The organism is Sphingomonas sp. BK036 (assembly GCF_004216825.1).
Taxonomy (GTDB): Bacteria; Pseudomonadota; Alphaproteobacteria; order Sphingomonadales; family Sphingomonadaceae; genus Sphingomonas.
Genome location: NZ_SGXR01000003.1, coordinates 1170240 through 1192880, shown reverse-complemented (window position 1 = coordinate 1192880; position 22641 = coordinate 1170240). Strand labels below are relative to the sequence as shown.

Genomic DNA, 22641 nt, shown 5'->3' with positions numbered 1-22641 from the left:
CCCGTTACCCGACAGGGCAAAACCTCCTATACGCCGTGGCATGTGGCCCGCCATTCTTCTCTCCGCGATCGTGATGACCGCGATCGTCGGTGTCCGGTATCTGATCGTGTCGGGCGCGTTCGCCGCGGTGACGCGGGCGCGGCATCCCGGGCTCTATCGCGGGCTCGACGCGCAGATGCGGCGCGAGATCTGGTGGAGCATCGCGTCGGCCGCGATCTACGGCGTTCCCGCGGGGGTGGTCGCCTGGGGCTGGCAGCATCGCGGCTGGACTCAGGTCTATACCGATGTCCATACGTATTCGGTCTGGTATCTGCCGGTGTCCGTGCTCGCCTTCATGGTCGCGCACGACACCTGGTTCTACTGGACGCATCGCTGGATGCATCGGCCCAAGCCGTTCAAGCTGGCGCACGCGGTGCATCATGCCAGCCGCCCGCCGACCGCTTGGGCGGCGATGGCGTTTCACCCGATCGAGGCGATCACCGGCGCTGTGGTAATTCCGCTACTGGTGTTCGTCATTCCGATCCATGTCGGCGCGCTGGGTCTGGTACTCACGATCATGACCGTTATGGGTGTGACCAATCACATGGGGTGGGAGGTTTTCCCGCGGTTCATGTGGCGGGGCGCACTGGGCGGCTGGCTGATCACGGCGAGCCATCATCAGCGTCATCACGAACAATACGGGTGCAACTATGGCCTATATTTCCGCTTCTGGGATCGGCTCTGCGGCACCGACAACGGGCTCGGCGACTTTGCCAAGGCGCATGCAAAGGCTGCCGCTCGTGGCGGTCGCGGCGGTGACCTGGGCGATGCTGGCCGCGGCGGCCCCCGTCACGCGGCTTGACGTCGAGGTCGACAATCTCCGGTCGGCCAAGGGCATGATCCGGATCTGCCTCACCGCCGATCCGGACAATTTTCCGGCCTGTATCGACGATGCCAACGCGCTGACCCGCTCGGTGCCTGCCAGCGTCAGGACCACCAGCTTTCCGGGCCTGCCGCAGCGCGGCTATGCGCTGGCGATCATCCATGACGAGAACAGCAATTCCAAGCTCGACACGATCGCGGGCATCCCGCGCGAGGGCTATGGCTTCTCGCGCAACGCCGCGGTCCGCTTCGGTCCGCCGCGCTTTTCGGCGGCCCGGTTCATGGTCGCCGGTGATGCCGAATTGCAACAGGTGAAAATGCGTTACATGTTCTGATCGTGCGTAACGGACCGAAAACGATTTCACCGCGTTGCAACGTGGAACGTTTTTGTCCGGAGCATTTCCTTGCGCGCATTCACTCTCTTTACGTCTGCCGCAATCGCGGCACTTGCGATCGCCGCCCCTGCGCTGGCGCAGACCGATCCCAATCCGTCGCCGACGATCACCGATCCCAAGGACAACAACCGCGTGACGGTCGCGCTTGGCGTGGTGTCGATGCCCGATTACGAAGGCGCGGACAGCAATTCCTTCACCCCCGCGGGCGCCTTTGTCGGCACCGTGCGCGGGCATGACTTCTTCCTCCGCGGCACGCAGTTGTATTTCAACCTGATCCCGAACACGGGTGAGGTCGGCACCAATTTCGAGCTCGGCGTGATCGGCGGCGTCCGCCGCGACCGCACCGGCGACATCGACAACCGCCAGGTCCGCGCGCTCGGCAAGATCGATACCGCCTACGAGCTGGGCGGCTATGTCGGCGTCGCCCGGACCGGTGTCATCACCAGCGACTATGACACGCTCACTGCGCGCGTCGCCTATGTCCATGACGTTTCCGGCACGTACGACAGCTATGTCATCACGCCGCAGGTGAACTACACCACGCCGCTGTCGGTTCGCACGCTCGTCTCGCTCGGCGTCTCCGCGGACTATGCCGGCAAGGGCTTCGGCCGCACCTACGCGGCGGTGACGCCGATCGGCACGCTGGCCAGCGGGCTGCGCACCTACGACGTTAACGACAGCGGCTTTCGTCGCGTCAACGCATCGCTGTTCGTCGTGCAGAGCCTGTCGGGCGATCTTCGCCACGGTTTTGGTATCGGCGCGGGCGTGCTCTACGGCCGCATGGTCGGCAAGTACAAGGACAGCCCGATCGTCGCCGATGTCGGCGATGCCGACCAGTGGCTGGGCGCACTGGGCCTGACCTACACCTTCTAACACTTGCATAGTCTGGACCTCGGCTAGCGTTGAGGTCGGAAGCCTTCCCCATCGGTTCGCCCGATGGGGAAGGGCGGTTCTACTCCGCGTCAGGTCGCTGCTCGAGCGCGACGCGCTGACCCCCGTCGAGGGGGGCGCGTACCCCGCAGACATGGTCTGCAACACACCGTAAAATTATTTCATGGCGACCCCTTGAAGCGTGCGTCCAGAATCCGATGGCGGACGTTCCTCACCATGGACGGCATTTTTTTGCCCGCAATAGAGCGCTTTACGGGCTGGGCCTTCTTGAAGGGTCCGGCTTATATCGGTCCAGATTGTTCGATTGTTCTAAAAACTCCGACGTCTGCAACTACAAGGGGAGGACCCTGATATGACCGAGAGCGTGCACCTGATCGAAGCCCTCGATGCCCGCAAAGAGCGACGCAGCGAACGGCGTGATTTCTTCAAGAACGCGCTCGGCGCGGCTGCGATTACCGCGGCCGGTGCGACCGCCTTGTCCTTTTCCAGCTCGGCGGCGGCGCAGACCATCACCGATGCGGACGTTCTGAATTTCGCGCTCAACCTCGAATATCTCGAGGCGCAATTCTATTCCTACGCCGCCTATGGCACGGGTCTCGACAACAGCCTGCTGTCCGGCACCGGTACGCAGGGTGCGGTCCGCGGCGGTCGCCAGGTGACCTTCACCGATCCGGTCGTCCGCCAATATGCGCGCGAAATCGCGCAGGACGAGATCGCCCACGTCAAGTTCCTCCGCACCGCGCTCGGCAGCTCCGCCGTCTCGCAGCCGGTGATCGACGTCAGCGTATCGGCCACCAGCGCCTTCTCGACCGCGGCGCAGGCGGCAGGCCTCGTCCCCGCCGGCACCGCGTTCGATCCCTATGCGTCGGACGAAGCGTTCCTGCTCGGCGCGTTCATCTTCGAGGACGTCGGCGTGACCGCCTACAAGGGCGCCGCCCCGCTGCTGACCAGCAAGGCGTATCTGGAAGCCGCGGCCGGCCTGCTCGCGGTCGAGGCGTATCACGCGGCGATCGTCCGCACGACGCTGTACGGAAAGGGCATCGCGACCCCGTCGCTGCGCACCTCGGCCGACGCCATCTCGCGTGCCCGCGACAGCCTCGACGGCGGCGGCGCGAACACGACGATCTTCGGCACCAACGATCTCGACCAGGGCATTTCGTCGTACAGCGCGACACCGATCAACCTGGCGAGCACGCAGGCCGCAGTGACCGTGTCGAACATTGTTCCGCTCGACAGCAACGGCGTCGCGTACAGCCGCTCGGCCAGCCAGGTGCTCAACATCGTGTACCTCAACAGCGGTGCAGCGTCGGCGGGCGGTTTCTTCCCGAGCGGCATGAACGGCAACATCAGGACGAGCACCGCGGCGGGCTGATCGCATCAGCCTAGCCCACCGCTTTTCTTCGCTATTCAGGGGATACCCCAATGACCGATCTCAATACCAAGCTCGAAATATTCGACGCGATCGCCACGCGCCGCAACGAGCGCCGCAGCTTCCTTCGTTTCGCCGGTGGCTCGGCGATCGCACTCGGCGGTGCGACGCTTCTCTCCGCCTGCGGCAGCGATGATTCCGATCTCGCCCCGTCGCCGACGCCGTCGCCGACTCCGACGGCTGCGCTGAATGATGCGGACGTGCTGAACTTCGCACTCAACCTCGAATATCTCGAGGCACAATTCTATGCCTATGCGGCGTTCGGCGTCGGGCTCAATGCGAGCCTGCTGACCGGGACCGGCACGCAGGGTGGGGTCACGGGCGGTGCGCAGGTACCGTTCTCCGACACTGTCGTGCGCGAATATGCTCGCGAGATCGCGATCGACGAGGTCGCGCACGTCGCGTTCCTGCGGTCCGCGCTCGGCACCGCCGCCGTGGCGCAGCCTGCACTCGACATCTCGGCCGGCACCGCCGCCGCGCCGGGTGCGTTTACCTCTGCTGCGCGTGCGGCTGGCGTCATCGGTGCGACGGGTGTGTTCAACCCCTATGCCGACGACAACAGCTTCCTGCTGGGGGCATATATCTTCGAGGACGTCGGCGTTTCGGCCTATAAGGGCGCTTCGCCGCTGATCGCGAACAAGACGTATCTGGAAGCTGCCGCCGGCATTCTCGCTGCCGAGGCCTATCACGCCGGTCTTATCCGGACGATCCTGTTTCGCAAGGGCCTGACCACACCTTCGCTGGTCACAGGCGCCAACCAGATCAGCGACGCGCGCGACAGCCTTGACGGTACCGTCACGAACACGTCGACGGGCGTGATCGGCGACGACGATCAGGGCATCACCGGATCGGATGCGACGATGTCGAACATCGTGCCCACCGACGCCAACGGGCTCGCCTACAGCCGTTCGACCGGCCAGGTGCTCAACATCGTCTATCTCAACAAGACGGCCGTCTCGATGGGCGGGTTCTTCCCGGCCGGTGTCAACGGGAACATCAAGACGAGTGCCGCCAACGCCTGATCGGCCTGCGCAACCGAAACAGAAACAGAAACCTTGGGTCGCGGCGAGCATTGGGAGCGCCGCGACCCTTGTTTGGGGAACGACCATGACTCACTTCACGAAACTTACGATGCTCGCCGGTCTCGCCACCGCGGGCATTTTTGCCGTTCCGGCGCACGCGCAGGACATGACGACCGACGACAAGCCGTTCTCGGGTCTGTATATCGGTGCTGCCGGCGGTTACGACGTCCAGCCTAACGACGTCGGCTCGTCGATCCTGTTCGACCGCAACGGCGACGGTAACTTCAGCGACAGCGTCAACACCATCACCGGCGCCAACGCCTTCTCGCCCGGCTTCTGCAATGGCTCGGCGCGGACCGCCGTCCCGGCTTACGGGTGCCGCAACGACGATGATGGCTGGTCCTATTACGGTCGCGCGGGCTTCGACGTGCAGAGCGGTCCGTTCGTGGTCGGCCTGGTCGGCGAATTCGGCAAGGCCGAGATCACCGACAGCGTCGCCGCCTTCTCGACCACGCCCGCCAGCTACACGATGGCGCGCAAGCTGAAGTGGGAAGGCTCGGTCCGCGCACGCGCCGGTCTCGCCGCCCGCAACACGCTGTTCTACGCCACCGGCGGCGCCGGCTATGCCAAGATCGACAATCTGTTCTTCACCACGAACACCGCCAACGCGTTCGCGGCCACCGGCTCGAACAAGCGCTGGGGCTATGTCGGCGGCGGCGGCATCGAGCAGAAGCTGACCAAGAACATCTCGATCGGCATGGAATACACCTATCACCAGTATAAGGACGACGACGCGCGCGTCCTCGTCACGGCCGGTACCGCGCTTGCGGGCAGCCCGGTCCTGTTGGCGAACAACCCGTTCGTGCTGGCGCCCAACACCAGCGGCACCACGTTCCGCCGCAGCGACGAGAATTTCCGCTGGCACAGCCTGCGCGGGACGGTGGCGTTCCGGTTCTGACGTGAGGGTCAGCCCCCGGCACAGTGGCTGACGACGACTGGTCGACAGGAAGGACCGCTACCCGATCCAGGTGGCGGTCCTTTTTGCGTTGCGTACCAAACCCGTGCCCCTATGCTTGACCCACCCCGGGGGAGCGCTGCCGGGTTTCCATCAAATGCGAATTTGCTGGGCACCCCACCGCGCTTGAGAGGAAGGCAGGAGCCTTCGACCCGCTGAACCTGATCCGGTTGATACCGGCGGAGGGAGGGAGCGGTCGCTACAGAACCGCAGCCTTGCTCCGACACCTTTAGGAGCAAGCGCATGGCCGACGTCGACACGCATTTCCCCCAGCCCGCAGCACAGATCGGCGTCACCACCGGCCCGATCCGCGGCTCGCGGAAAATCCACGTCGCAGTGCCGACCAGCCCCGACGTCCGAGTCGCGATGCGCGAGATCGTCCTCGACCCGAGCTGTTTCGAGCCTCCCCTGCGGGTCTACGACACCAGCGGCCCGTACACTGACCCGCGCGCCACGATCGACATCGACGCGGGCCTGCCGCAACTCCGCCGCGCCTGGATCGAAGCGCGTGGCGACGTCGAGAGCTATGACGCGCGCGAAGTCCGTCCCGAGGATAATGGCCAGCTCGGCCCCGACCGCTCGGGCGGCGTCCCGCAATTCCCCGGCAGCATCAAGCGTCCCTTGCGTGCGAAGCCCGGCGCCAATGTCAGCCAGATGCATTACGCGCGGCGTGGCATCATCACCCCCGAGATGGAATATGTCGCCACCCGCGAGAATCTCGGCCGCGCGATGCTCAAGGACTATAAGCGCGACGGAGAGAGCTTCGGCGCGAGCATCCCCGACTTCGTCACCCCCGAATTCGTCCGCGACGAGATTGCGCGGGGCCGCGCGATCATCCCCAACAACATCAACCACCCCGAATCCGAACCGATGGCGATCGGCCGCAACTTCCTGGTCAAGATCAACGCCAATATCGGCAATTCGGCGGTCGCATCGAACGTCGCGGCCGAGGTCGACAAGCTCGTCTGGTCGATCCGCTGGGGTGCCGACACGGTGATGGACCTCAGCACCGGTCGCAACATCCACGACACGCGCGAATGGATCCTGCGCAACTCGCCCGTCCCGATCGGCACGGTGCCGATCTACCAGGCGCTCGAAAAGGTCGGCGGCGTCGCCGAGGACCTGACTTGGGAGATCTTCCGCGACACGCTGATCGAGCAGGCCGAGCAGGGCGTCGATTACTTCACGATCCACGCTGGCGTCCGCCTCGCCTATATCCCGATGACCGCCAAGCGCGTCACCGGCATCGTCAGCCGCGGTGGCTCGATCATGGCGAAATGGTGCCTCAGCCACCACAAGGAGAGCTTCCTCTACGAGCGCTTCGACGAGATCACCGAGATCATGAAGGCGTATGACATCGCCTATTCGCTCGGCGACGGCCTGCGCCCCGGCTCGATCGCCGACGCCAACGACGAAGCGCAGTTCAGCGAACTCTACACGCTCGGCGAACTCACGCATCGTGCGTGGAAGAGCGACGTGCAGGTCATGATCGAAGGCCCCGGCCATGTGCCGATGCACAAGATCAAGGAGAATATGGACAAGCAGCTCGAGGTCTGTGGCGAGGCGCCCTTCTATACGCTCGGGCCGCTTACCACCGATATCGCGCCGGGTTACGACCATATCACCAGCGGCATCGGTGCCGCGATGATCGGCTGGTACGGCACCGCGATGCTTTGCTACGTCACGCCCAAGGAGCATCTCGGGCTTCCCGACCGCGACGACGTGAAGGTCGGCGTCGTCACCTACAAGCTGGCCGCGCATGCCGCCGATCTGGCAAAGGGCCACCCGGCCGCGCAGATGCGCGACGATGCGCTGTCGCGCGCGCGGTTCGAATTCCGCTGGCGCGATCAGTTCAACCTGAGCCTCGATCCCGACACGGCCGAACAGTATCACGACCAGACGCTCCCCGCGGAGGGCGCCAAGACCGCGCATTTCTGCTCGATGTGCGGGCCCAAATTCTGCTCGATGAAGATCACGCAGGAGGTGCGCGATTTCGCCGCCAAGCAGAATAGCCCGGCGGACATGTTCCTGGCGGCGGATGTCACCGCGGCCGATGCCGACCGCGCCAAGTTCGCGACCAGCGCGACCGTGGCCGATGCCGAGCAGGGCATGGCCGATATGAGCGAGAAGTTTCGTGCGAAGGGCAGCGAGATCTATCTGCCGGCCGAATAACGCAAAGCCGCAGCCCGGCTATCCTCCCCTTGGCGGGGGAGGATAGCGTCTCGCGGTCAGGCGAGACTGACGCGTCCGCCGGCGTGACGCTCGAGGCGGCCGGCGAGTTCGAGTTCGAGCAGCACGGTGTGGACGACCGCCGGGCTCTCGCGCGACTGGCGAATGAGCTCGTCGATCGTCACGGGGACGGGGCCGAGCAGGTCGGCGATCCGGCGGCGGTCGGCGTCGCTCGCGTCCTGCGGCGGCGTCGCGGCAAAGGCGTCGATCGGCGAGCGGACGGAACGGGGATCGAACGGGCGGATCTGTTCGAGGATGTCGGCGGCCGATTGTACTAACGTGGCGCCCTCGCGGATCAGCAGGTTGCAGCCTTGCGCGCGCGGGTCGAGCGGGCTGCCGGGGACGGCCATGACTTCGCGCCCCGATTCGTTGGCGAGCCGCGCGGTGATGAGCGACCCGGATTTGGAGACAGCCTCGACCACGACCGTGCCGATCGCAAGGCCTGCGATGATGCGGTTGCGCGAGGGGAAGTTGCGCGCCTTGGGTTCGGTACCGGGGGGCTGTTCGGCGAGAAGGAGCCCGCCGGTCGCGATCCGCTCCTGCAGGGCGGTATTGTCGGGCGGATAGGCGATGTCGATCCCGCTGGCGATGACCCCGATCGTCGCGCCATCGGAGCCGGCACCCAGCGCGCCGATATGCGCCGCCGTGTCGATGCCGCGCGCGAGGCCAGAGACGATAGTCGTGCCCTCTTCCGCCAGCTGGAGCGCGAGCTGGCGCGCGAAACGGCAGGCGGCGGCCGATGCGTTGCGCGCGCCGACCATTGCGACGCAGGGGCGGGCCGCGTGCGCAATATCGCCGCGGAAGATCAGCGCCGGGGGGGCGGTTTCGATCTCGGCGAGGAGACGCGGATAGTCCGGGTCGTCGAGGAACAGGTAGCGCGCGCCGAGCCTGGCGGTGGCGGCGATTTCGCGTTCGGCGACGGAGACGTCGGCGATCCGGGGACTGCGCCCGCCGCCGCGTTGGGCAAGCATCGGGAGCGCGGCGATGGCGGCCTCTGCACTGCCGAAACGGGCGATGAGCTGGCGATAGGTGACCGGTCCGATCCCGGTCGTGCGGATGAGCCGGAGACGGGAGACCGTCGGGTCAGTCACTCTTTTGCCGGTTGGTGCCGATCCGCGGCTCGGTGCCGGAGAAGAGCCGCTCGACATTCTCGCGATGCTTCCACAACACGATCAGCGCGAGCGCGAGGAGCAGCAGGACAAGGTCGAACCGACCAAACAATGCCGCCGCGAACGGTGCGCTGAGTGCGGCGGTCATGCCGGCGACCGACGATATACGCAGCCCCGCGAGCAGGCCGAGCCAGACGACCGCATAGACGAGCCCCAGCGGCCAGTAGAGCGCGACGACGATCCCCATGAGCGTGGCGACGCCCTTGCCGCCCTTGAACCTGAGCCAGACGGGGTAGCAATGGCCGATGAACGCACCGGCGGCGGCCAGCAGTGCGTTGCCGGGGAAGAGCGACGCGACGAGCAGGACGGCCACCGCCCCCTTGGCCATGTCGAGCAGCAACGTGGCGGCGGCGAGGCCCTTGCGACCGGTGCGCAGGACGTTGGTAGCGCCGATATTGCCCGAGCCGATCGTGCGCAGATCGCCCGCGCCGCCGAGCCGAGTCAAAATGACGCCGAACGGGATCGAGCCGAGCAGATAGCTGAGCACGAGCGATAGCGTGGGCGCCACCCAGAGAATTTCCGTCTGCAAGCATGTCCCCCGTTCTGGCCGCGCTTATAAACGAGTCGTGGCGGACGGCAAATGGCCTCGATCGGCGGCCGATCGCACGGCGGGTCTGGTTCAGACGCGCCAATCCGTCCTAAGGCGCGGGGATGGACACGCGCCCCATCCTGTTCTTCGATTCCGGTGTCGGCGGATTGTCGATCGTCGGACCCGCGCGCGCGGCGCTGCCTGAGGCGCCGTTCGTCTACGCCGCCGACTCGGCCGGTTTTCCGTACGGCACCAAGAGCGAGGCGGAGATCGCGGCGCGCGTGCCGGTGTTGCTGGGGCGGCTGGCGGAGCGGTACCGGCCGCGGTTGATCGTGATCGCCTGCAACACTGCCTCGACGATCGCCTTGCCCGTGGTACGCGCGGCGCTCGACCTGCCGGTTGTAGGAACGGTGCCGGCGATCAAGCCCGCCGCCGCATTGTCGGTCACGCGGACGATCGGCGTGCTGGGGACCGAGGCGACGGTGCGGCAGGCCTATGTCGACGATCTCGCGGCGAGGTTCGCTGGCGATTGCACGGTGCTGCGCTACGGATCGGCGGCGCTGGTCGAGATGGCAGAGGCCAAGCTGCACGGGCGGGCGGTGGCGCCGGAGCGCTATGCCGCGGTGCTCAACGGCTTGTTCTCGCAGCCCGGCGGCGACTCGATCGACGTGATCGTCAACGCGTGCACGCATTTCCCGCTGGTCGAGGCCGAGCTTGCGGTGGCGGCGCCCGGCGTGCGGTTCGTCGACGGCGGTCCCGGGATCGCGCGGCGGATCGTTCACTTGATGCAGGACGAAACCTGGTCCGGCGCGGGCGAGGGCATCGCCGTCTTCACGCGGTTGGGCGACGAGGAACGCGCGCTAGGACCGGCGCTGGCGGCGCGCGGGTTTGGCGAGATCGAGCAGCTTTAGGCGACGGCCTGGGACAATGTGGCACCTTGCTTCGCGGGCGCATCGTGGCAATGTGCTGCCAGGACGAGGAAAGCGATCACCGTAAGAGCGGTATTGCGCTGGAACTGAGTGAAAGTGAGGCGTAGTGCCCAAGGCCATGATTATCGCAGGCAAAACGGCAACGGACGGCAGTACCGGTCCGCGAGTCGATTATTCGCGCGTCTTTACGCAGGCGATCGACCGGTTGCATGCCGAGGGGCGCTACCGCGTGTTCATCGACATCCTCCGCAACAAGGGCGCGTTTCCGAACGCGCGCTGTTTCGCGGGGCATAACGGTCCGAAGCCGATCACCGTCTGGTGCTCGAACGATTACCTCGCAATGGGCCAGCATCCCAAGGTGATCGCGGCGATGGAAGAGGCGCTTCACGACGTCGGCGCAGGCTCGGGCGGCACGCGCAACATCGGCGGCAACACGCATTACCATGTCGATCTGGAGGGCGAACTTGCCGACCTGCACGGCAAGGAAGCCGCGTTGCTGTTCACCAGCGGGTACGTTTCGAACGAGGCGACGCTGGCGACGCTGGCGAAGGTCCTGCCGGGCTGCATCATCTTTTCGGACGAGCTGAACCACGCGTCGATGATCGCGGGCATCCGCAATTCGGGCTGCGAGAAGCGCGTGTTCCGCCACAACGACCTCGCGCATCTCGAAGAGCTGCTCGCCGCGGAAGGCCCGGCGGTGCCGAAACTGATCGCGTTCGAAAGCGTGTATTCGATGGAGGGCGACATCGCGCCGATTTCCGCGATGTGCGATCTCGCCGACCGGTACAACGCGCTGACCTATTGCGACGAAGTCCATGCGGTCGGGATGTACGGCGCGCGGGGCGGCGGCATTTCGGAACGCGACGACGTCGCGCACCGGATCACGATCCTGGAAGGGACGCTGGGCAAGGCTTTCGGCGTGATGGGCGGCTATATCGCCGCCGATCGCACGATCGTCGACGTGATCCGCAGTTATGCGCCGGGGTTCATCTTCACGACCTCGCTGTCACCGGTGCTCGTCGCGGGCGTGCTGGCGAGCGTGCGGCATCTGAAGGCGTCGAGCGTCGAGCGTGACGGGCAGCAGGCCGCAGCGGCGATGCTGAAGGCGATGCTCAAGGACGCCGGGCTGCCGGTGATGATCGGCGACACGCATATCGTGCCGCTGATGGTGGGCGATCCGGTCAAGGCGAAGAAGATCAGCGACGTACTGCTCGCCGAGTACGGCGTGTACGTGCAGCCGATCAACTACCCGACCGTGCCGCGCGGGACCGAGCGGCTGCGGTTCACCCCGGGGCCTGCGCATACCGAGGCGATGATGCGCGAACTGACCGATGCGCTGGTGGAAATCTGGAGCCGGCTGGACCTGCGCAAGGCGGCGTGAGACTCAGTCGACGACGATAGCGATGTTCAAGTCGGGGATCGCGATAGGCTGGCCGAACGGGATCAGTCGTCCGTCCTCGTAATCGCCAGCGCGGGGCTTGGCCATCACGTGCGTGCGACGCGCGTCGATGTCGACGACCCAATAATGCGGTACGAACGCCTCGGCGTAATCGCGCCGCTTGGCGCCGAGATCGAGCGCGAGGCTGGTATCGGCGATCTCCACGGCGAGGAACAGCGCGACGCGGTCGAAAAACGTCGCGCGGAGATCAGGATCGCGAAGCACAGCCACATCCGGTTCGCGCAGCGTGTCGCCGGTCAGGCGGACGGTCGGCTCCTGCCCGACGATCCATTCGCTGCCAAGCGCCACGAAGGCGGATTGCAGCCGCAGGAAGGCGATACGTTGCGCGTTCCAATGCGGTACGTTGGCCGGCGACATCCGCATAATCTCCCCGTTGACCAGTTCGACTTTGCCCACCCAGTCGGCGATCGGCGGATGACGGACGAGTTCCATGAACTCGGCGGTGGTGAATCGCGCGGGCCCGGAAGCCAGCTGGGTGATGTGCTCAGCGACGCTCATAGCGTCGATATAGCATCTCCGCGCACCTGCGTCACAGTATAGCCGCTAGTACCGTCAGGAGGCCCAACCCGAGTGACAGCGGTACGCGCAACGCCATCCAGCCGGGCGGTGCGATGCCGTCGCGGACGAGCGCGCGGTCGACGAGCAGCGCGGCGATCAGGCTGATGCCGAGCACCACCAGCGAGGGGCCGGGCCAGCGCAGGCCGACCATCCAGGGCCACGCCGTGCCGAGCGCAATCAGCGAAGGGGCGACGCTGGCGAACCAGAGCCAGCGGGGCGGCGATTCGGTGCGCGCCGCCAGGCCCCACCACAGGCCGCCGAGGAAGCTCAGGATGATCGCGGCATAGGCGTAGGCGATCGCGAGTGCGGAGAACCGGCTTTGCGGATCGCCGCTCAGCAACAGCGCGACCGCGCCGAGTTGCGGGAGCAGACCGCTCAGGCCGAGCAGGCGCGCGAGCGGCGGGATGCCGCCGGTCGCGGGCCCACTATACGGCGGTCGCACGGACATCAGACGCGCGCGACCACGCCGGTCGCGACGACCGGACCGGTCGGCAGCCCGGTCGGCGAGCCGCCGAGCGGTTCGACCGAGATCGCGAGCGTCGCGCCGGGGGCGATGCGACCGCGGTCGACGCCCTTCGGTGCCAGCGCGGTCGGACGGCTCGACAACAGACCGAGCGAATGCGGCACGCCGTCGCCGCCGATCACCCAGAGCTGCGCGACGCGGGCATCCGGAACGTCGGGGCCCGCTGCGACGCGCAGCGCACCGTTCGCAGGATCGTAGACCGCGGCGACGGGCGACTTCGCATCGCCGAGCATCGCGACGAGCACGCTGGTCGCGCGCGCGACGGGGATCGGTTGTGAGACGGGCACGGTCGGTTCGGGGCGGACCATGACGAACAGCAGCAGCGATGCGGCGATCGCACTGGTGACGGCGGCCAGCGCGGGCCAGGCAAAGCGGCTGGCCGTGGTAGACGTTGGACCGTCGAGGCTGGCTTCGATCCGCGCGGCGAGATGCGGCGGGGCCGCGTGCTCTCGCCAGAGATCGAACAACACGGCGAAACGCGACCGCCACCATTCGACCTGGGCCGCAAAACCGGGTTCGGCGAGGACTCGACGAAGCGCTGCGCCGCGCTCTTCGCCGTCGAGCAACCCGAGCGCGAGTTCGGCGGCGGCGACGTCTTCGGGGATGGTGTCGGGATCAGCCACCGAGGCAATCCTTCAGGCGGGCGAGGCCGCGGCGGACCCAGCTCTTCATCGTGCCCAGCGGCACCGCGCGCTTGATCGCCAGTTCGGCGTAGGTGATGCCGTCGAAGAAGGCGGTGCGGATCGCGTCGCGCTGCTGCGGTTCGAGACCGTCGAGGCATTCGATCAGTTCGCGCGACGATTCGCTCGCCAGCATCCCCGCCTCGGCGCCTTCGCCGGGATCGGCGATGTCGGGCGCGTCGTCGAGCGGGCTCGTGCGGCGGACGCCCTGCGCGCGCTGCCAGTCGATGGCGCGGTTGCGCGCGATCGTCGCCAACCAGGTTATCGGGCTCGCGCGGCCGGGTTCCCAGGCCCCGGCGCGTTTCCAGATCGTGAGATAGACCTCGTGCAGCACATCCTCCGCGGCTTGGGCGTTGCCGCAGATACGGTGCGTGATGCCGAAAAGCTTCGCGCTGGTCAGCGAATAGAGCTCGCGAAACGCATCGCGGTCCTCTTGCCCGGTGCGCAGCAGCACTTCGGAGAGGTGCGCGCGCGCGGCATCGGCGTTGAGATGTGTGATAGGCACAGTTGGGAGCCTAGCGGCTAAGTCCGTCGCGGCAATAGCCTTCGCCGGGCTTGACGGTGAGGCAGTCGGTTTTTCCCGCCAAATATTTCAAACCGGTCGCAGCGCCGTCTGTCGGACGCAGCGTTTCGCGTAGGCCGTTGCGATCGAACGTGATCGTGTCGCCGGCCGCGGCTCCGTCGAAACTGCCCCTGTTGTCGAGATCCCATTGCATCGTGAGCGTGTAACGGCCGGGCGCGCCGGCGGGCGTGGGGGCGGGGGCGCCGGCGCCGGCGGGCGTGGGGGCGGGGGCGATGTCGAGGACCATGCCCTCGACGCCGATCCAGCGGCCGGCATAATCGGGCGCGGGCTTCGGCTTGGGCGTTGCCACCTTGCGTTCGACCGATCCGACAGACGTCATGGTGCCGTCGCTGCTGGTGTCGGGCGCAGGGCCGGAGCAGCCGGTCAGCGCGAGCATTGCCAGCAGGGTCAGGGGTTTCATGGGCGATCTCCTCATCCACCGTCTACCACGGTTGCGAACAGGTGTGGCAAATCCCGGCTCGGCTCGGTAAAGGGCTGGGCACCCGATCCCCCGTCACAGGATTACGCCAGGTGCGCATCGCCATCGCGTCCGATCACGCCGCCGTTTCGTTGAAAGCGGTGCTTGCCGCGTGGCTGCGCGAGGCAGGGCACGACGTGCTCGATCTCGGCCCCGAAGGCACCGCCAGCGTCGATTATCCCGATTACGGGTACACGCTCGCCTCGGCGATCGCCGATGGCAGCGCCGAGCGCGGCATCGCGCTGTGCGGGTCTGGCATCGGCATCTCGATTGCCGCGAACCGCAATCCCGCCTGCCGCTGCGCGCTCGTCGCCGAGCCGCTGTCGGCGAGCCTTGCGCGCATCCATAACGACGCCAACGCCATCGCGATGGGCGCCCGCCTGATCGGCGAGGAAATGGCCAAGGCCTGCGTCGAAGCCTTCCTGACCGCCGATTTCGCCGGCGGCCGTCATCAACTCCGTGTCGACAAGCTAAAGGTCCCCGCATGAGCACCCAGCCCAATACGCTCCATGACGTCCAGCCGGACGGCTTCTTCACCCGCGGCCTCGCCGCTGCCGATGCCGCCGTCTTCGCCGGCGTCGAGGCCGAGCTCGAGCGCGAGCAGACGCAGATCGAGCTGATCGCGTCCGAGAACATCGTCTCGAAGGCGGTGCTCGAGGCGCAGGGCTCGGTGTTCACCAACAAATATGCGGAAGGCTATCCGGGCAAGCGCTATTACCAGGGCTGCGCGCCGTCGGACACGGTCGAGACGCTCGCGATCGAGCGCGCCAAGCAGATCTTCGGCTGCGGGTTCGTCAACGTGCAGCCGCATTCGGGCGCGCAGGCGAACGGCGCGGTGATGCTCGCGCTGGTGAAGCCGGGCGACACGATCCTCGGCATGAGCCTCGATGCCGGCGGCCACCTCACGCACGGCGCCAAGCCCGCGCAGTCGGGCAAGTGGTTCAACGCGATCCAGTACGGCGTCGATGCGACCACGCACCTGATCGATTACGACGCGGTCGAGGCGCTAGCGGTCGAGCATCAGCCGAAACTGATCATCGCGGGCGGTTCGGCCTATCCGCGCGTCATCGACTTCGCGCGCTTCCGGGCGATCGCGGACAAGGTCGGCGCGTATTTCATGGTCGACATGGCGCATTTCGCCGGCATCGTCGCCGCCGGGCTGCACCCGACGCCGTTCGGCCACGCGCATGTCGTGACGACGACCACGCACAAGACGCTGCGTGGTCCCCGCGGCGGCATGATCATGACGAATGACGAGGCCATCGCGAAAAAGATCAACTCGGCGGTGTTCCCGGGTCTCCAGGGCGGGCCGCTGATGCACGTGATCGCAGCGAAGGCGGTTGCGTTCGGCGAGGCGCTCCAGCCCGACTTCAAGAGCTATATCGCCGCCGTCGTCGAGAATGCGAAGGTCTTGGCCGCAACGCTCAAGGAGCGCGGTTCGGACGTCGTTTCGGGCGGCACCGACACGCATCTGGCGTTGATCGACCTCACCCCGCTCGGCATCACCGGCCGCGATGCGGACGAGGCGCTCGAGCGCGCGGGGATCACCTGCAACAAGAACGGCATCCCCAACGACCCGTTGCCGCCGATGAAGACCAGCGGCATCCGCGTCGGCAGCCCTGCGGGCACCACGCGCGGCTTCGGTCCGGCCGAATTCCGCGAGATCGGCAACATGGTCGCCGACGTGCTGGACGGGCTCGCGAAAAAGGGCGAGCATGGGGACCCGGAGGTCGAGGCGGACGTTCGGACGCGTGTTCGCACGCTGTGCGCACGCTTCCCGATCTATCAAGGATGATGAGCATGTCGAAGATCGACCAAATCCAGAACGACATCAAGGCGACCCCCGGCCTCGGCAAGAGCATGGCCAAGTGGAGCGCGCTCGGCGCGGTCGTGGCGATCCCGGTGCCGGTGATCGGCCCGATCTTCGGTGCGCTCGCAGGCGCGGGCTACGCCTACTACAAGGGCAAGAAGAAGGTCTGAATGCGCTGCCCTTTTTGCGGACATGAAGACAGCCAGGTAAAGGACAGCCGCCCCACCGAAGACGGGGCGGCGATCCGGCGCCGGCGCCAGTGCGAGGGCTGCGCGGCGCGTTTCACGACGTTCGAACGCATCCAGCTGCGCGAACTGTTCGTGTTGAAGAGCGAGGGGCGCAGGGAGCCGTTCGACCGGGAGAAGCTGCTCCGGTCTTTGTCGATTGCGACGCGGAAACGGGCGATCGAGGCGGGGCGGATCGACAAGCTCGTGAGCGGAATCCAGCGGCGGCTCGAGACGCTGGGCGAGAACGACGTGACGTCGAAGCGGATCGGCGAAATGGTGATGGACGGGCTCAAGGGGCTCGATTCGGTCGCGTATATCCGGTTTGCGAGCGTGTATCGGGATTTCAGCGAGGCGAAGGACTTCGAGGCGTTTGCCGGGAGTGTCGAGGAGGTCGGGCGGGCGGAGTGATCCGGGCGTCGGTTGGGCCCCTGGCGAGGGGCCCTTCGACTTCGCTCAGGGCGAACGGAATGGGGCACGGTCCTGCGACCCACTTGGTCCCGAGAATCAGCGCGCTCGTGGAGACGCGCAGGATCCCCACCCCGTTCGTCCTGAGCGAAGTCGAAGGACTTGTTTGACCACCACGCCACCGCGTAAGCCCCCGCCATGACATTCTGGGCCTATATGGTGCGCTGCGCCGACGACAGTTATTACACCGGACACACCGACGACCTCGAGCGCCGGGTGGGCCAGCATAACCTTGGCGAGGTCGCGGGCTACACGCAGACGCGCCGCCCGGTGACGCTGATGTGGAGCCAGGACTTCCCGTCCCGACAGGAAGCGATGGCGGCGGAATTCCAGGTCAAGGGCTGGTCGCGGCGTAAGAAGGAAGCGCTCTCCCGCGGTGACTGGGCGGATCTGCACGATGCGGCGATCCCCCCGCGGGAGCGGGCCCTTCGACTTCGCTCAGGGCGAACGGAGGGGGGGGAGGACGCCTCACCACCAGCCACTGTTGGTGAAACACTCCCCCCGCCCGTTCGTGCAGAGCGAAGTCGAAGCACCTTGGCGGACGTAACCCCACCCCCGGTGATCGTCCTCGTCCGCCCCCAGCTCGGCGAAAACATCGGCAAGGCCGCGCGCGCGATGCTCAATTTCGGGCTGGTCGAGATGCGCCTCGTCTCCCCGCGCGACGGCTGGCCCAATCCCTCCGCGGGCCCCGCCGCGAGTGGCGCGGGCATCGTGCTCCAGAATGCGCAGGTCTATGATAGCGTCGCGGCCGCCACTGCGGACTGCGCGCAGGTGTTCGCCACCACGGTGCGCAAGCGGGGCGTGACCAAGCCCGTCGTCACCCCCGAACAGGCCGCGACCGAGATCCATGCTGCGCCAGGCCGCTCCGCGATCCTGTTCGGACCGGAACGCTCCGGGCTTGAAACCGATGACGTCGCGGTCGCGCGGACGATCATCACGGTGCCGATCAATCCGGAGTTCGGGTCGCTCAACCTTGCCCAGGCGGTGATTCTGGTTGCGTATGAGTGGTCGAAGGGGCTGACCGCGGAGCGCGAGCTGAGCCAGCCGTCGATCAACCCGATCATGCCGCCCGCGCCGCAGGAGGAGCTCGACGGGATGATCGGGCAGCTCGATACGATGCTGATGGGGGCGGGGTTCTTCTATCCGCCGGACAAGATCCAGACGACTCGGCGGACGCTGCGCACGCTGCTGACCAAGCCTGGCTGGTCGAGCCAGGAGATCCGGACGATGCGCGGCGTGCTGTCGTCGCTGGCGGGGAAGAAGCCGCGGGTTTGAGCTATGTCATCCCGGGCTCGACCCAGGATTCAGAGCCGCAGAGCGCGGCGTTTGTGGCTCTGGATCCTGGATCAAGTCCAGGATGACGGGAGCGGGGCGGCGGCGTCCTCCGCAGCCCGTCTCAGCGCCGGTCGAACGCCGCCAGTTCATACGCGATCGACGCCTCGACCAGCCCTTCCCACAGATCCGCGATCGCTTCATCCGGCAACCCCAGCCGCGCGGCCTCGGCACGCGCATTCTCGATCACCTGTGTCTTGCGCGCTTCGTCGCGCACATGCCCCCGCTCAGGTTTGATGCGGGCGGCGGCGTCCATATAGGCGAAGCGCCGCGCCAGGAGTGCGACGAGCTCGCGGTCGAGCGCGTCGACGCCCGCGCGGACCTCGGTCATGATGGTGCAGTCGGGTCCGGATAGGATGGTCATGCCGCCTCTTGCCGAGCGGCCCGCAGCCTGTCCAGCTTGACTCTGGCGGGCGCGGCGTCTAGGCGCCCGCCTTCGCAATGGCCCTGCACCCCGGTGAAGCGGTGGCCCTGCCTTGTCCGGACCCTTGGGTCATAACGACGACCAGCAGAGCGATACCGGGACCAACGTTGTTTGCATTTGCAAAGGTTATATTATGTCGAAGCGTCAAAGCGCGAAGTACAAACTCGATCGCCGTATGGGCGAGAACATCTGGGGTCGTCCCAAGTCGCCGGTCAACAAGCGCGAATACGGCCCGGGCCAGCACGGCCAGCGCCGCAAGGGCAAGGTCAGCGATTTCGGCATCCAGCTGCGCGCCAAGCAGAAGCTCAAGGGCTACTACGGCGACGTGACCGAGAAGCAGTTCCGCGCGTGCTACCATGAGGCGGCTCGTCTGAAGGGCGATACCTCGCAGAACCTGATCGGCCTGCTCGAGCAGCGTCTCGACATGATCGTCTACCGCGCCAAGTTCGCGCCGACGATTTTCGCAGCGCGCCAGATCGTTTCGCACGGCCACATCCGCGTCAACGGCGTGAAGTGCAACATCGCATCGCGTCGCTGCTTCGTCGGCGACGAGATCACGCTGGGTTCGAAGGCGCAGGAAATGGCGCTGGTGATGGAAGCACAGAGCCTCGCCGAGCGCGAAATCCCCGATTACGTCGCTCCCGATGGTGCGGCCAAGGTTACCTTCACGCGCGTCCCGACGCTCGACGAAGTGCCTTACCCGGTGAAGATGGAGCCGAACCTGGTCGTCGAGTTCTACTCGCGCTGATCTTTCGGTCCGATCGATACGAGGAAAAGGGCGGTCCTGCGGGGCCGCCCTTTTTCGTTGCGGCGTTTCGCTGCGTGGACAGGCGCGCGTACCGCTGCCAGAACCCGCGCAACTCATTGGGGAAATGACCATGCGCGCTGCCATCCTGTCTCTGTTGCTGCTCGGGACCGCCGCGTCCGCGCAAACGACCCCGGCGATCTCGGTCGAGACGCTCAAGACCGTCACGCAGGTGCTGTCGTCGGATGCGTATGAAGGCCGTGCACCGACGACGCCCGCGGAGGCCAAGACGGTCGCGTATATCGTCGAGCGGATGAAGGCGGCGGGGCTCAAGCCCGGCAACAAGGGCCAGTGGACGCAGGACGTGCCGATGGTACAGATCACCGCGGGCAACGTGCAGCCCTATGTCTTTTCCGGCGGCAAGACGCCCGTCAGCCTGAACTTCCGCACCGACATGGTTGCGGGCACCTACCGCGTCGTGCCGAAGGTGTCGGTCGCGAACAGCGACGTCGTGTTCGTTGGCTACGGCATCACCGCGCCCGAAAAGGGCTGGGACGATTATGCGGGCACCGACGTGAAGGGCAAGACCGTCGTCATCCTCATCAACGACGCCGACTGGCAGACGATGTCGCGTGAGGGGCCGTTTGAGGGCCGCGCGATGACCTGGTACGGGCGCTGGCCGTACAAGTTCGAGAACGCCGCCAAGCATGGCGCCGCGGCGGCGATCATCGTCCATGATACCGAGCCGGCGGCCTACCCCTGGGCGGTGGTGCAGTCGTCCTGGACCGGGCCGCAGCTCGAGCTGGACGAGAAGGGCGATCATCTCGACCAGTCGCAGATCGTCGGCTGGATGCAGAAGGCGTCCGCCGAGCGCGTGTTCGCGAGCGCGGGTAAGGATTACGCGACGCTGGCAGCGGCGGCGAAGGTGAAGGGGTTCAAGGCAGTCCCGCTCGGGCTGAAGCTGTCGGGCGGGTTCACCAACACAATTAAGCGCCAGGCGTCGAAGAACGTCATCGGCGTGTTGCCGGGCACGACTGCGCCGAACGATTACGTGCTGTACTCCGCGCATTGGGATCATCTCGGCCGCTGCGACGCGGTCGATGGCGACGATATCTGCAACGGTGCGGCGGACAATGCGACGGGTATCGCCGGGCTGGTCGCGCTGGCCGAGGCGCAGGTGAAGGCGGGGCCCGCCAAGCGCTCGATCGCGTTCCTCGCGGTGACGGCGGAGGAATCGGGGCTGCTCGGATCGCGCTATTATGCCGAGCATCCGATCTATCCGCTCGCGCACACCGTGGGTGGCGTGAACATGGACGTGCTGAACGTCGACGGGCGCGCGAAGGATTTCGTGCTGGCCGGCGCGGGCAAGTCGGAGATCGAGGATCTGGTGAAGCCGTTCGTCGCCGCCGAGGGCCGCGTGATCGGGGTCGAGGCGAACCCTGAGCGCGGCGGCTATTACCGGTCGGATCATTTCAGCTTCGCCAAGCTGGGCGTGCCGATGCTCGACGGCGGCAGCGGCGAGGATCTGGTCGTCGGCGGGACCGCGGCGGGGCATGCCGCGCGCGAGGACTATGTCGCGCACCGCTATCACAAGCCGGCCGACGAATATGACGCCAAATGGGATTGGTCGGGCGCGGTCGAGGATCTGGGGATCTATTACGGGCTTGGGCGCAAGCTCGCGGACGATACCAGTCTGTGGCCGAACTGGTATAAGACCGCCGAATTCCGCGGCATTCGTGACCGCGATCGTGCAGGAGCCAAGTAAGTGACCACGACTACCGCCGTCTCTACGCCAGCCGAATGGGCGCACCACAAGGCCGTCTGGATCGGCTTTCCGAGCCATGCGGACCTGTGGCTGGACGATCTGGAGCCCGCGCGCGACGAGGTCGTCGCGTTTGCCAAGGCGGTGCATGCCGAGGGCCGCGGTGAGACGGTGATCCTGGTCGCGGCGGATGCCGGGTCGGCGACCACCGCCAAGCGGCTCGCGCCGTTCGCGGAGGTCGTGGTCGAGCCGTTCGGCGACATCTGGCTGCGCGATACCGCGCCGATCATCGTCGCCGACGGTAGCGCGCGCGATTTCCAGTTCAACGGCTGGGGCGGGAAATACGACCTGCCGGGTGACGACACGATCGGGCAGCGGCTGGCGGAGAGCCGTCACAAGCGCGTCGAGCCGTGTGAATGGGTCCTCGAAGGCGGCGCGATCGATGGCGACGGCACCGGGACGGTCGTCACGACCCAGCAGTGCCTGCTCAACCGCAACCGCAATCCGTCGTTGAACAAGGAAGAGATCGAGGCGCGGCTGGCGTCGGATCTCGGCTACACGCGCGTCGTCTGGCTGGGGGACGGGTTGGTCAACGATCATACCGACGGGCATGTCGACAACCTTGCGCGGTTCGTCGGCGAGGGACGTGTGGCGATCCCGCAGGCGGCCGACAACGATCCCAACTGGCAGGTGTATCAGAACGCCGCGCGTGATGCTGCGGCCGCCGGGCTGGAGGTCGTGACGATCCCGTCGCCGGGCCGCGTGCTGCGCGACGAGGAGGTCGTGCCGGCGAGCTACATGAACTTCTATATCGGCAACGCCGCGGTGGTGGTGCCGCTGTACGGGGCCGAGAACGACCAGGCGGCGGTGGTGGCGATCCAGGCGCTGTTCCCGGACCGCGAGGTCGTCGGGCAGCGCGCGGATCATATCCTGACGGGCGGCGGCAGCTTCCACTGCATCTCGCAGCAGATCCCGGGGTAAGTCCGTCTGCCGTGATGGGTGATACCCTTTAAACCAACCACCACCCCGGCGAAGGCCGGGGTCCAGTTGGAAAGGTCGCAGTAACGCCGCGTTGCGCGTCGTCAGCACCGTCTCCCAACGGGACCCCGGCCTTCGCCGGGGTGGTTACGATGTAGTGGCAGGTCGC

General features: G+C 66.5%; 25 protein-coding genes and 1 riboswitch. Of the genes, 17 read left to right on the top strand and 8 right to left on the bottom strand.

Going from position 1 to position 22641, the window contains the following annotated elements; translation table 11 throughout:
• Nucleotides 1–40 precede the first annotated feature (40 nt).
• From EV283_RS05630 to thiC, 7 genes are all read left to right on the top strand, one after another.
• Entirely contained in the window at nucleotides 41–841 is an 801-nt protein-coding gene (locus EV283_RS05630) for a sterol desaturase family protein (protein WP_130323335.1), read from the top strand.
• Nucleotides 780–1196, top strand: a complete 417-nt coding sequence (locus tag EV283_RS05625; protein WP_347400202.1) for a DUF2141 domain-containing protein — start codon at nucleotides 780–782, stop codon at nucleotides 1194–1196. Before EV283_RS05630 ends, EV283_RS05625 begins: the two co-directional genes overlap by 62 nt.
• Nucleotides 1197–1265: 69 nt before the next feature.
• Nucleotides 1266–2129, top strand: coding sequence for a MipA/OmpV family protein (locus EV283_RS05620; protein WP_130323331.1), 864 nt, complete (start codon nucleotides 1266–1268; stop codon nucleotides 2127–2129).
• 370 nt (nucleotides 2130–2499) lie between these two features.
• Nucleotides 2500–3519 carry a ferritin-like domain-containing protein gene (locus EV283_RS05615; protein WP_130323329.1) on the top strand — a complete coding sequence of 340 codons (1020 nt, stop codon included), beginning with the start codon at nucleotides 2500–2502 and terminating at the stop codon, nucleotides 3517–3519.
• Nucleotides 3520–3569: 50 nt separating this feature from the next.
• Nucleotides 3570–4598: a ferritin-like domain-containing protein gene (locus EV283_RS05610; protein ID WP_056412872.1), complete on the top strand. Its 1029-nt coding sequence runs from the start codon at nucleotides 3570–3572 to the stop codon at nucleotides 4596–4598.
• An 85-nt stretch (nucleotides 4599–4683) separates the two neighbouring features.
• Nucleotides 4684–5556, top strand: a complete 873-nt coding sequence (locus EV283_RS05605) for an outer membrane beta-barrel protein (RefSeq protein WP_242615796.1) — start codon at nucleotides 4684–4686, stop codon at nucleotides 5554–5556.
• Between the two features lie 116 nt (nucleotides 5557–5672).
• A riboswitch (TPP riboswitch) is annotated at nucleotides 5673–5818 on the top strand.
• 38 nt (nucleotides 5819–5856) lie between these two features.
• Entirely contained in the window at nucleotides 5857–7785 is a 1929-nt protein-coding gene (gene thiC, locus EV283_RS05600; RefSeq protein WP_130323327.1) for a phosphomethylpyrimidine synthase ThiC, read from the top strand.
• A 56-nt stretch (nucleotides 7786–7841) separates the two neighbouring features.
• On the opposite strand, the gene dprA is transcribed toward thiC, so the two are convergent.
• Together dprA and plsY are read right to left on the bottom strand one after the other, a co-directional pair.
• Nucleotides 7842–8933 (bottom strand): DNA-processing protein DprA, encoded by a 1092-nt coding sequence (dprA, locus tag EV283_RS05595; protein ID WP_242615795.1) that lies wholly within the window; start codon nucleotides 8931–8933, stop codon nucleotides 7842–7844.
• Nucleotides 8926–9519, bottom strand: a complete 594-nt coding sequence (gene plsY, locus EV283_RS05590) for a glycerol-3-phosphate 1-O-acyltransferase PlsY (protein ID WP_130323323.1) — start codon at nucleotides 9517–9519, stop codon at nucleotides 8926–8928. Before plsY ends, dprA begins: the two co-directional genes overlap by 8 nt.
• A gap of 143 nt (nucleotides 9520–9662) precedes the next feature.
• Here plsY and murI point away from each other — a divergent pair, with 143 nt between their 5' ends.
• Nucleotides 9663–10451 (top strand): glutamate racemase, encoded by a 789-nt coding sequence (gene murI / locus EV283_RS05585; protein WP_130323321.1) that lies wholly within the window; start codon nucleotides 9663–9665, stop codon nucleotides 10449–10451.
• Between the two features lie 136 nt (nucleotides 10452–10587).
• A complete protein-coding gene (gene hemA / locus EV283_RS05580; protein ID WP_130323319.1) occupies nucleotides 10588–11850 on the top strand; it encodes a 5-aminolevulinate synthase in 1263 nt (420 codons plus the stop codon).
• A gap of 3 nt (nucleotides 11851–11853) precedes the next feature.
• Here hemA and EV283_RS05575 read toward each other — a convergent pair whose 3' ends face one another.
• Genes EV283_RS05575 through EV283_RS05555 form a run of 5 tightly spaced genes read right to left on the bottom strand, consistent with a single transcriptional unit; the run spans nucleotide 11854 to nucleotide 14672 of the window.
• The gene (locus tag EV283_RS05575) at nucleotides 11854–12426 is read right to left on the bottom strand and encodes a Uma2 family endonuclease (protein ID WP_130323317.1); all 573 of its coding nucleotides are present in this window, start codon (nucleotides 12424–12426) and stop codon (nucleotides 11854–11856) included.
• 31 nt (nucleotides 12427–12457) lie between these two features.
• Nucleotides 12458–12934 carry a DUF3429 domain-containing protein gene (locus EV283_RS05570; RefSeq protein WP_130323315.1) on the bottom strand — a complete coding sequence of 159 codons (477 nt, stop codon included), beginning with the start codon at nucleotides 12932–12934 and terminating at the stop codon, nucleotides 12458–12460.
• A complete protein-coding gene (locus EV283_RS05565) occupies nucleotides 12934–13632 on the bottom strand; it encodes an anti-sigma factor (RefSeq protein ID WP_242615794.1) in 699 nt (232 codons plus the stop codon). The genes EV283_RS05570 and EV283_RS05565 overlap by 1 nt, the downstream gene beginning before the upstream one ends.
• Nucleotides 13625–14194 (bottom strand): sigma-70 family RNA polymerase sigma factor, encoded by a 570-nt coding sequence (locus EV283_RS05560; RefSeq protein ID WP_130323311.1) that lies wholly within the window; start codon nucleotides 14192–14194, stop codon nucleotides 13625–13627. The genes EV283_RS05565 and EV283_RS05560 overlap by 8 nt, the downstream gene beginning before the upstream one ends.
• 10 nt (nucleotides 14195–14204) lie before the next feature.
• Nucleotides 14205–14672 (bottom strand): hypothetical protein, encoded by a 468-nt coding sequence (locus EV283_RS05555; RefSeq protein ID WP_242615793.1) that lies wholly within the window; start codon nucleotides 14670–14672, stop codon nucleotides 14205–14207.
• A 110-nt stretch (nucleotides 14673–14782) separates the two neighbouring features.
• On the opposite strand from EV283_RS05555, the gene rpiB reads away from it, so the two are divergent.
• The 5 genes from rpiB (at nucleotide 14783) to EV283_RS05530 (ending at nucleotide 18506) form a co-directional block, all read left to right on the top strand.
• A complete protein-coding gene (rpiB, locus tag EV283_RS05550) occupies nucleotides 14783–15217 on the top strand; it encodes a ribose 5-phosphate isomerase B (protein WP_130323307.1) in 435 nt (144 codons plus the stop codon).
• Nucleotides 15214–16524, top strand: a complete 1311-nt coding sequence (gene glyA / locus EV283_RS05545) for a serine hydroxymethyltransferase (RefSeq protein WP_130323305.1) — start codon at nucleotides 15214–15216, stop codon at nucleotides 16522–16524. Before rpiB ends, glyA begins: the two co-directional genes overlap by 4 nt.
• Nucleotides 16525–16529: 5 nt before the next feature.
• Complete coding sequence (locus tag EV283_RS05540; protein ID WP_130323303.1) at nucleotides 16530–16709, top strand: hypothetical protein; 180 nt, start codon at nucleotides 16530–16532, stop codon at nucleotides 16707–16709.
• Nucleotides 16710–17174, top strand: a complete 465-nt coding sequence (gene nrdR / locus EV283_RS05535; protein ID WP_056412833.1) for a transcriptional regulator NrdR — start codon at nucleotides 16710–16712, stop codon at nucleotides 17172–17174.
• Nucleotides 17175–17369: 195 nt separating this feature from the next.
• Complete coding sequence (locus EV283_RS05530; RefSeq protein WP_130323301.1) at nucleotides 17370–18506, top strand: TrmH family RNA methyltransferase; 1137 nt, start codon at nucleotides 17370–17372, stop codon at nucleotides 18504–18506.
• A gap of 121 nt (nucleotides 18507–18627) precedes the next feature.
• Here the strand turns inward: EV283_RS05530 and EV283_RS05525 are convergent, their stop codons facing one another.
• Nucleotides 18628–18927 carry a chorismate mutase gene (locus EV283_RS05525; protein WP_130323299.1) on the bottom strand — a complete coding sequence of 100 codons (300 nt, stop codon included), beginning with the start codon at nucleotides 18925–18927 and terminating at the stop codon, nucleotides 18628–18630.
• Between the two features lie 193 nt (nucleotides 18928–19120).
• Between EV283_RS05525 and rpsD the strand changes: the two genes are divergently transcribed.
• From rpsD to EV283_RS05510, 3 genes are all read left to right on the top strand, one after another.
• Nucleotides 19121–19735, top strand: coding sequence for a 30S ribosomal protein S4 (gene rpsD / locus EV283_RS05520; RefSeq protein ID WP_056017869.1), 615 nt, complete (start codon nucleotides 19121–19123; stop codon nucleotides 19733–19735).
• Between the two features lie 130 nt (nucleotides 19736–19865).
• Nucleotides 19866–21497 (top strand): M28 family peptidase, encoded by a 1632-nt coding sequence (locus tag EV283_RS05515; RefSeq protein ID WP_130323297.1) that lies wholly within the window; start codon nucleotides 19866–19868, stop codon nucleotides 21495–21497.
• Nucleotides 21498–22475 (top strand): agmatine deiminase family protein, encoded by a 978-nt coding sequence (locus EV283_RS05510; RefSeq protein WP_130323295.1) that lies wholly within the window; start codon nucleotides 21498–21500, stop codon nucleotides 22473–22475.
• Nucleotides 22476–22641: the final 166 nt, after the last annotated feature.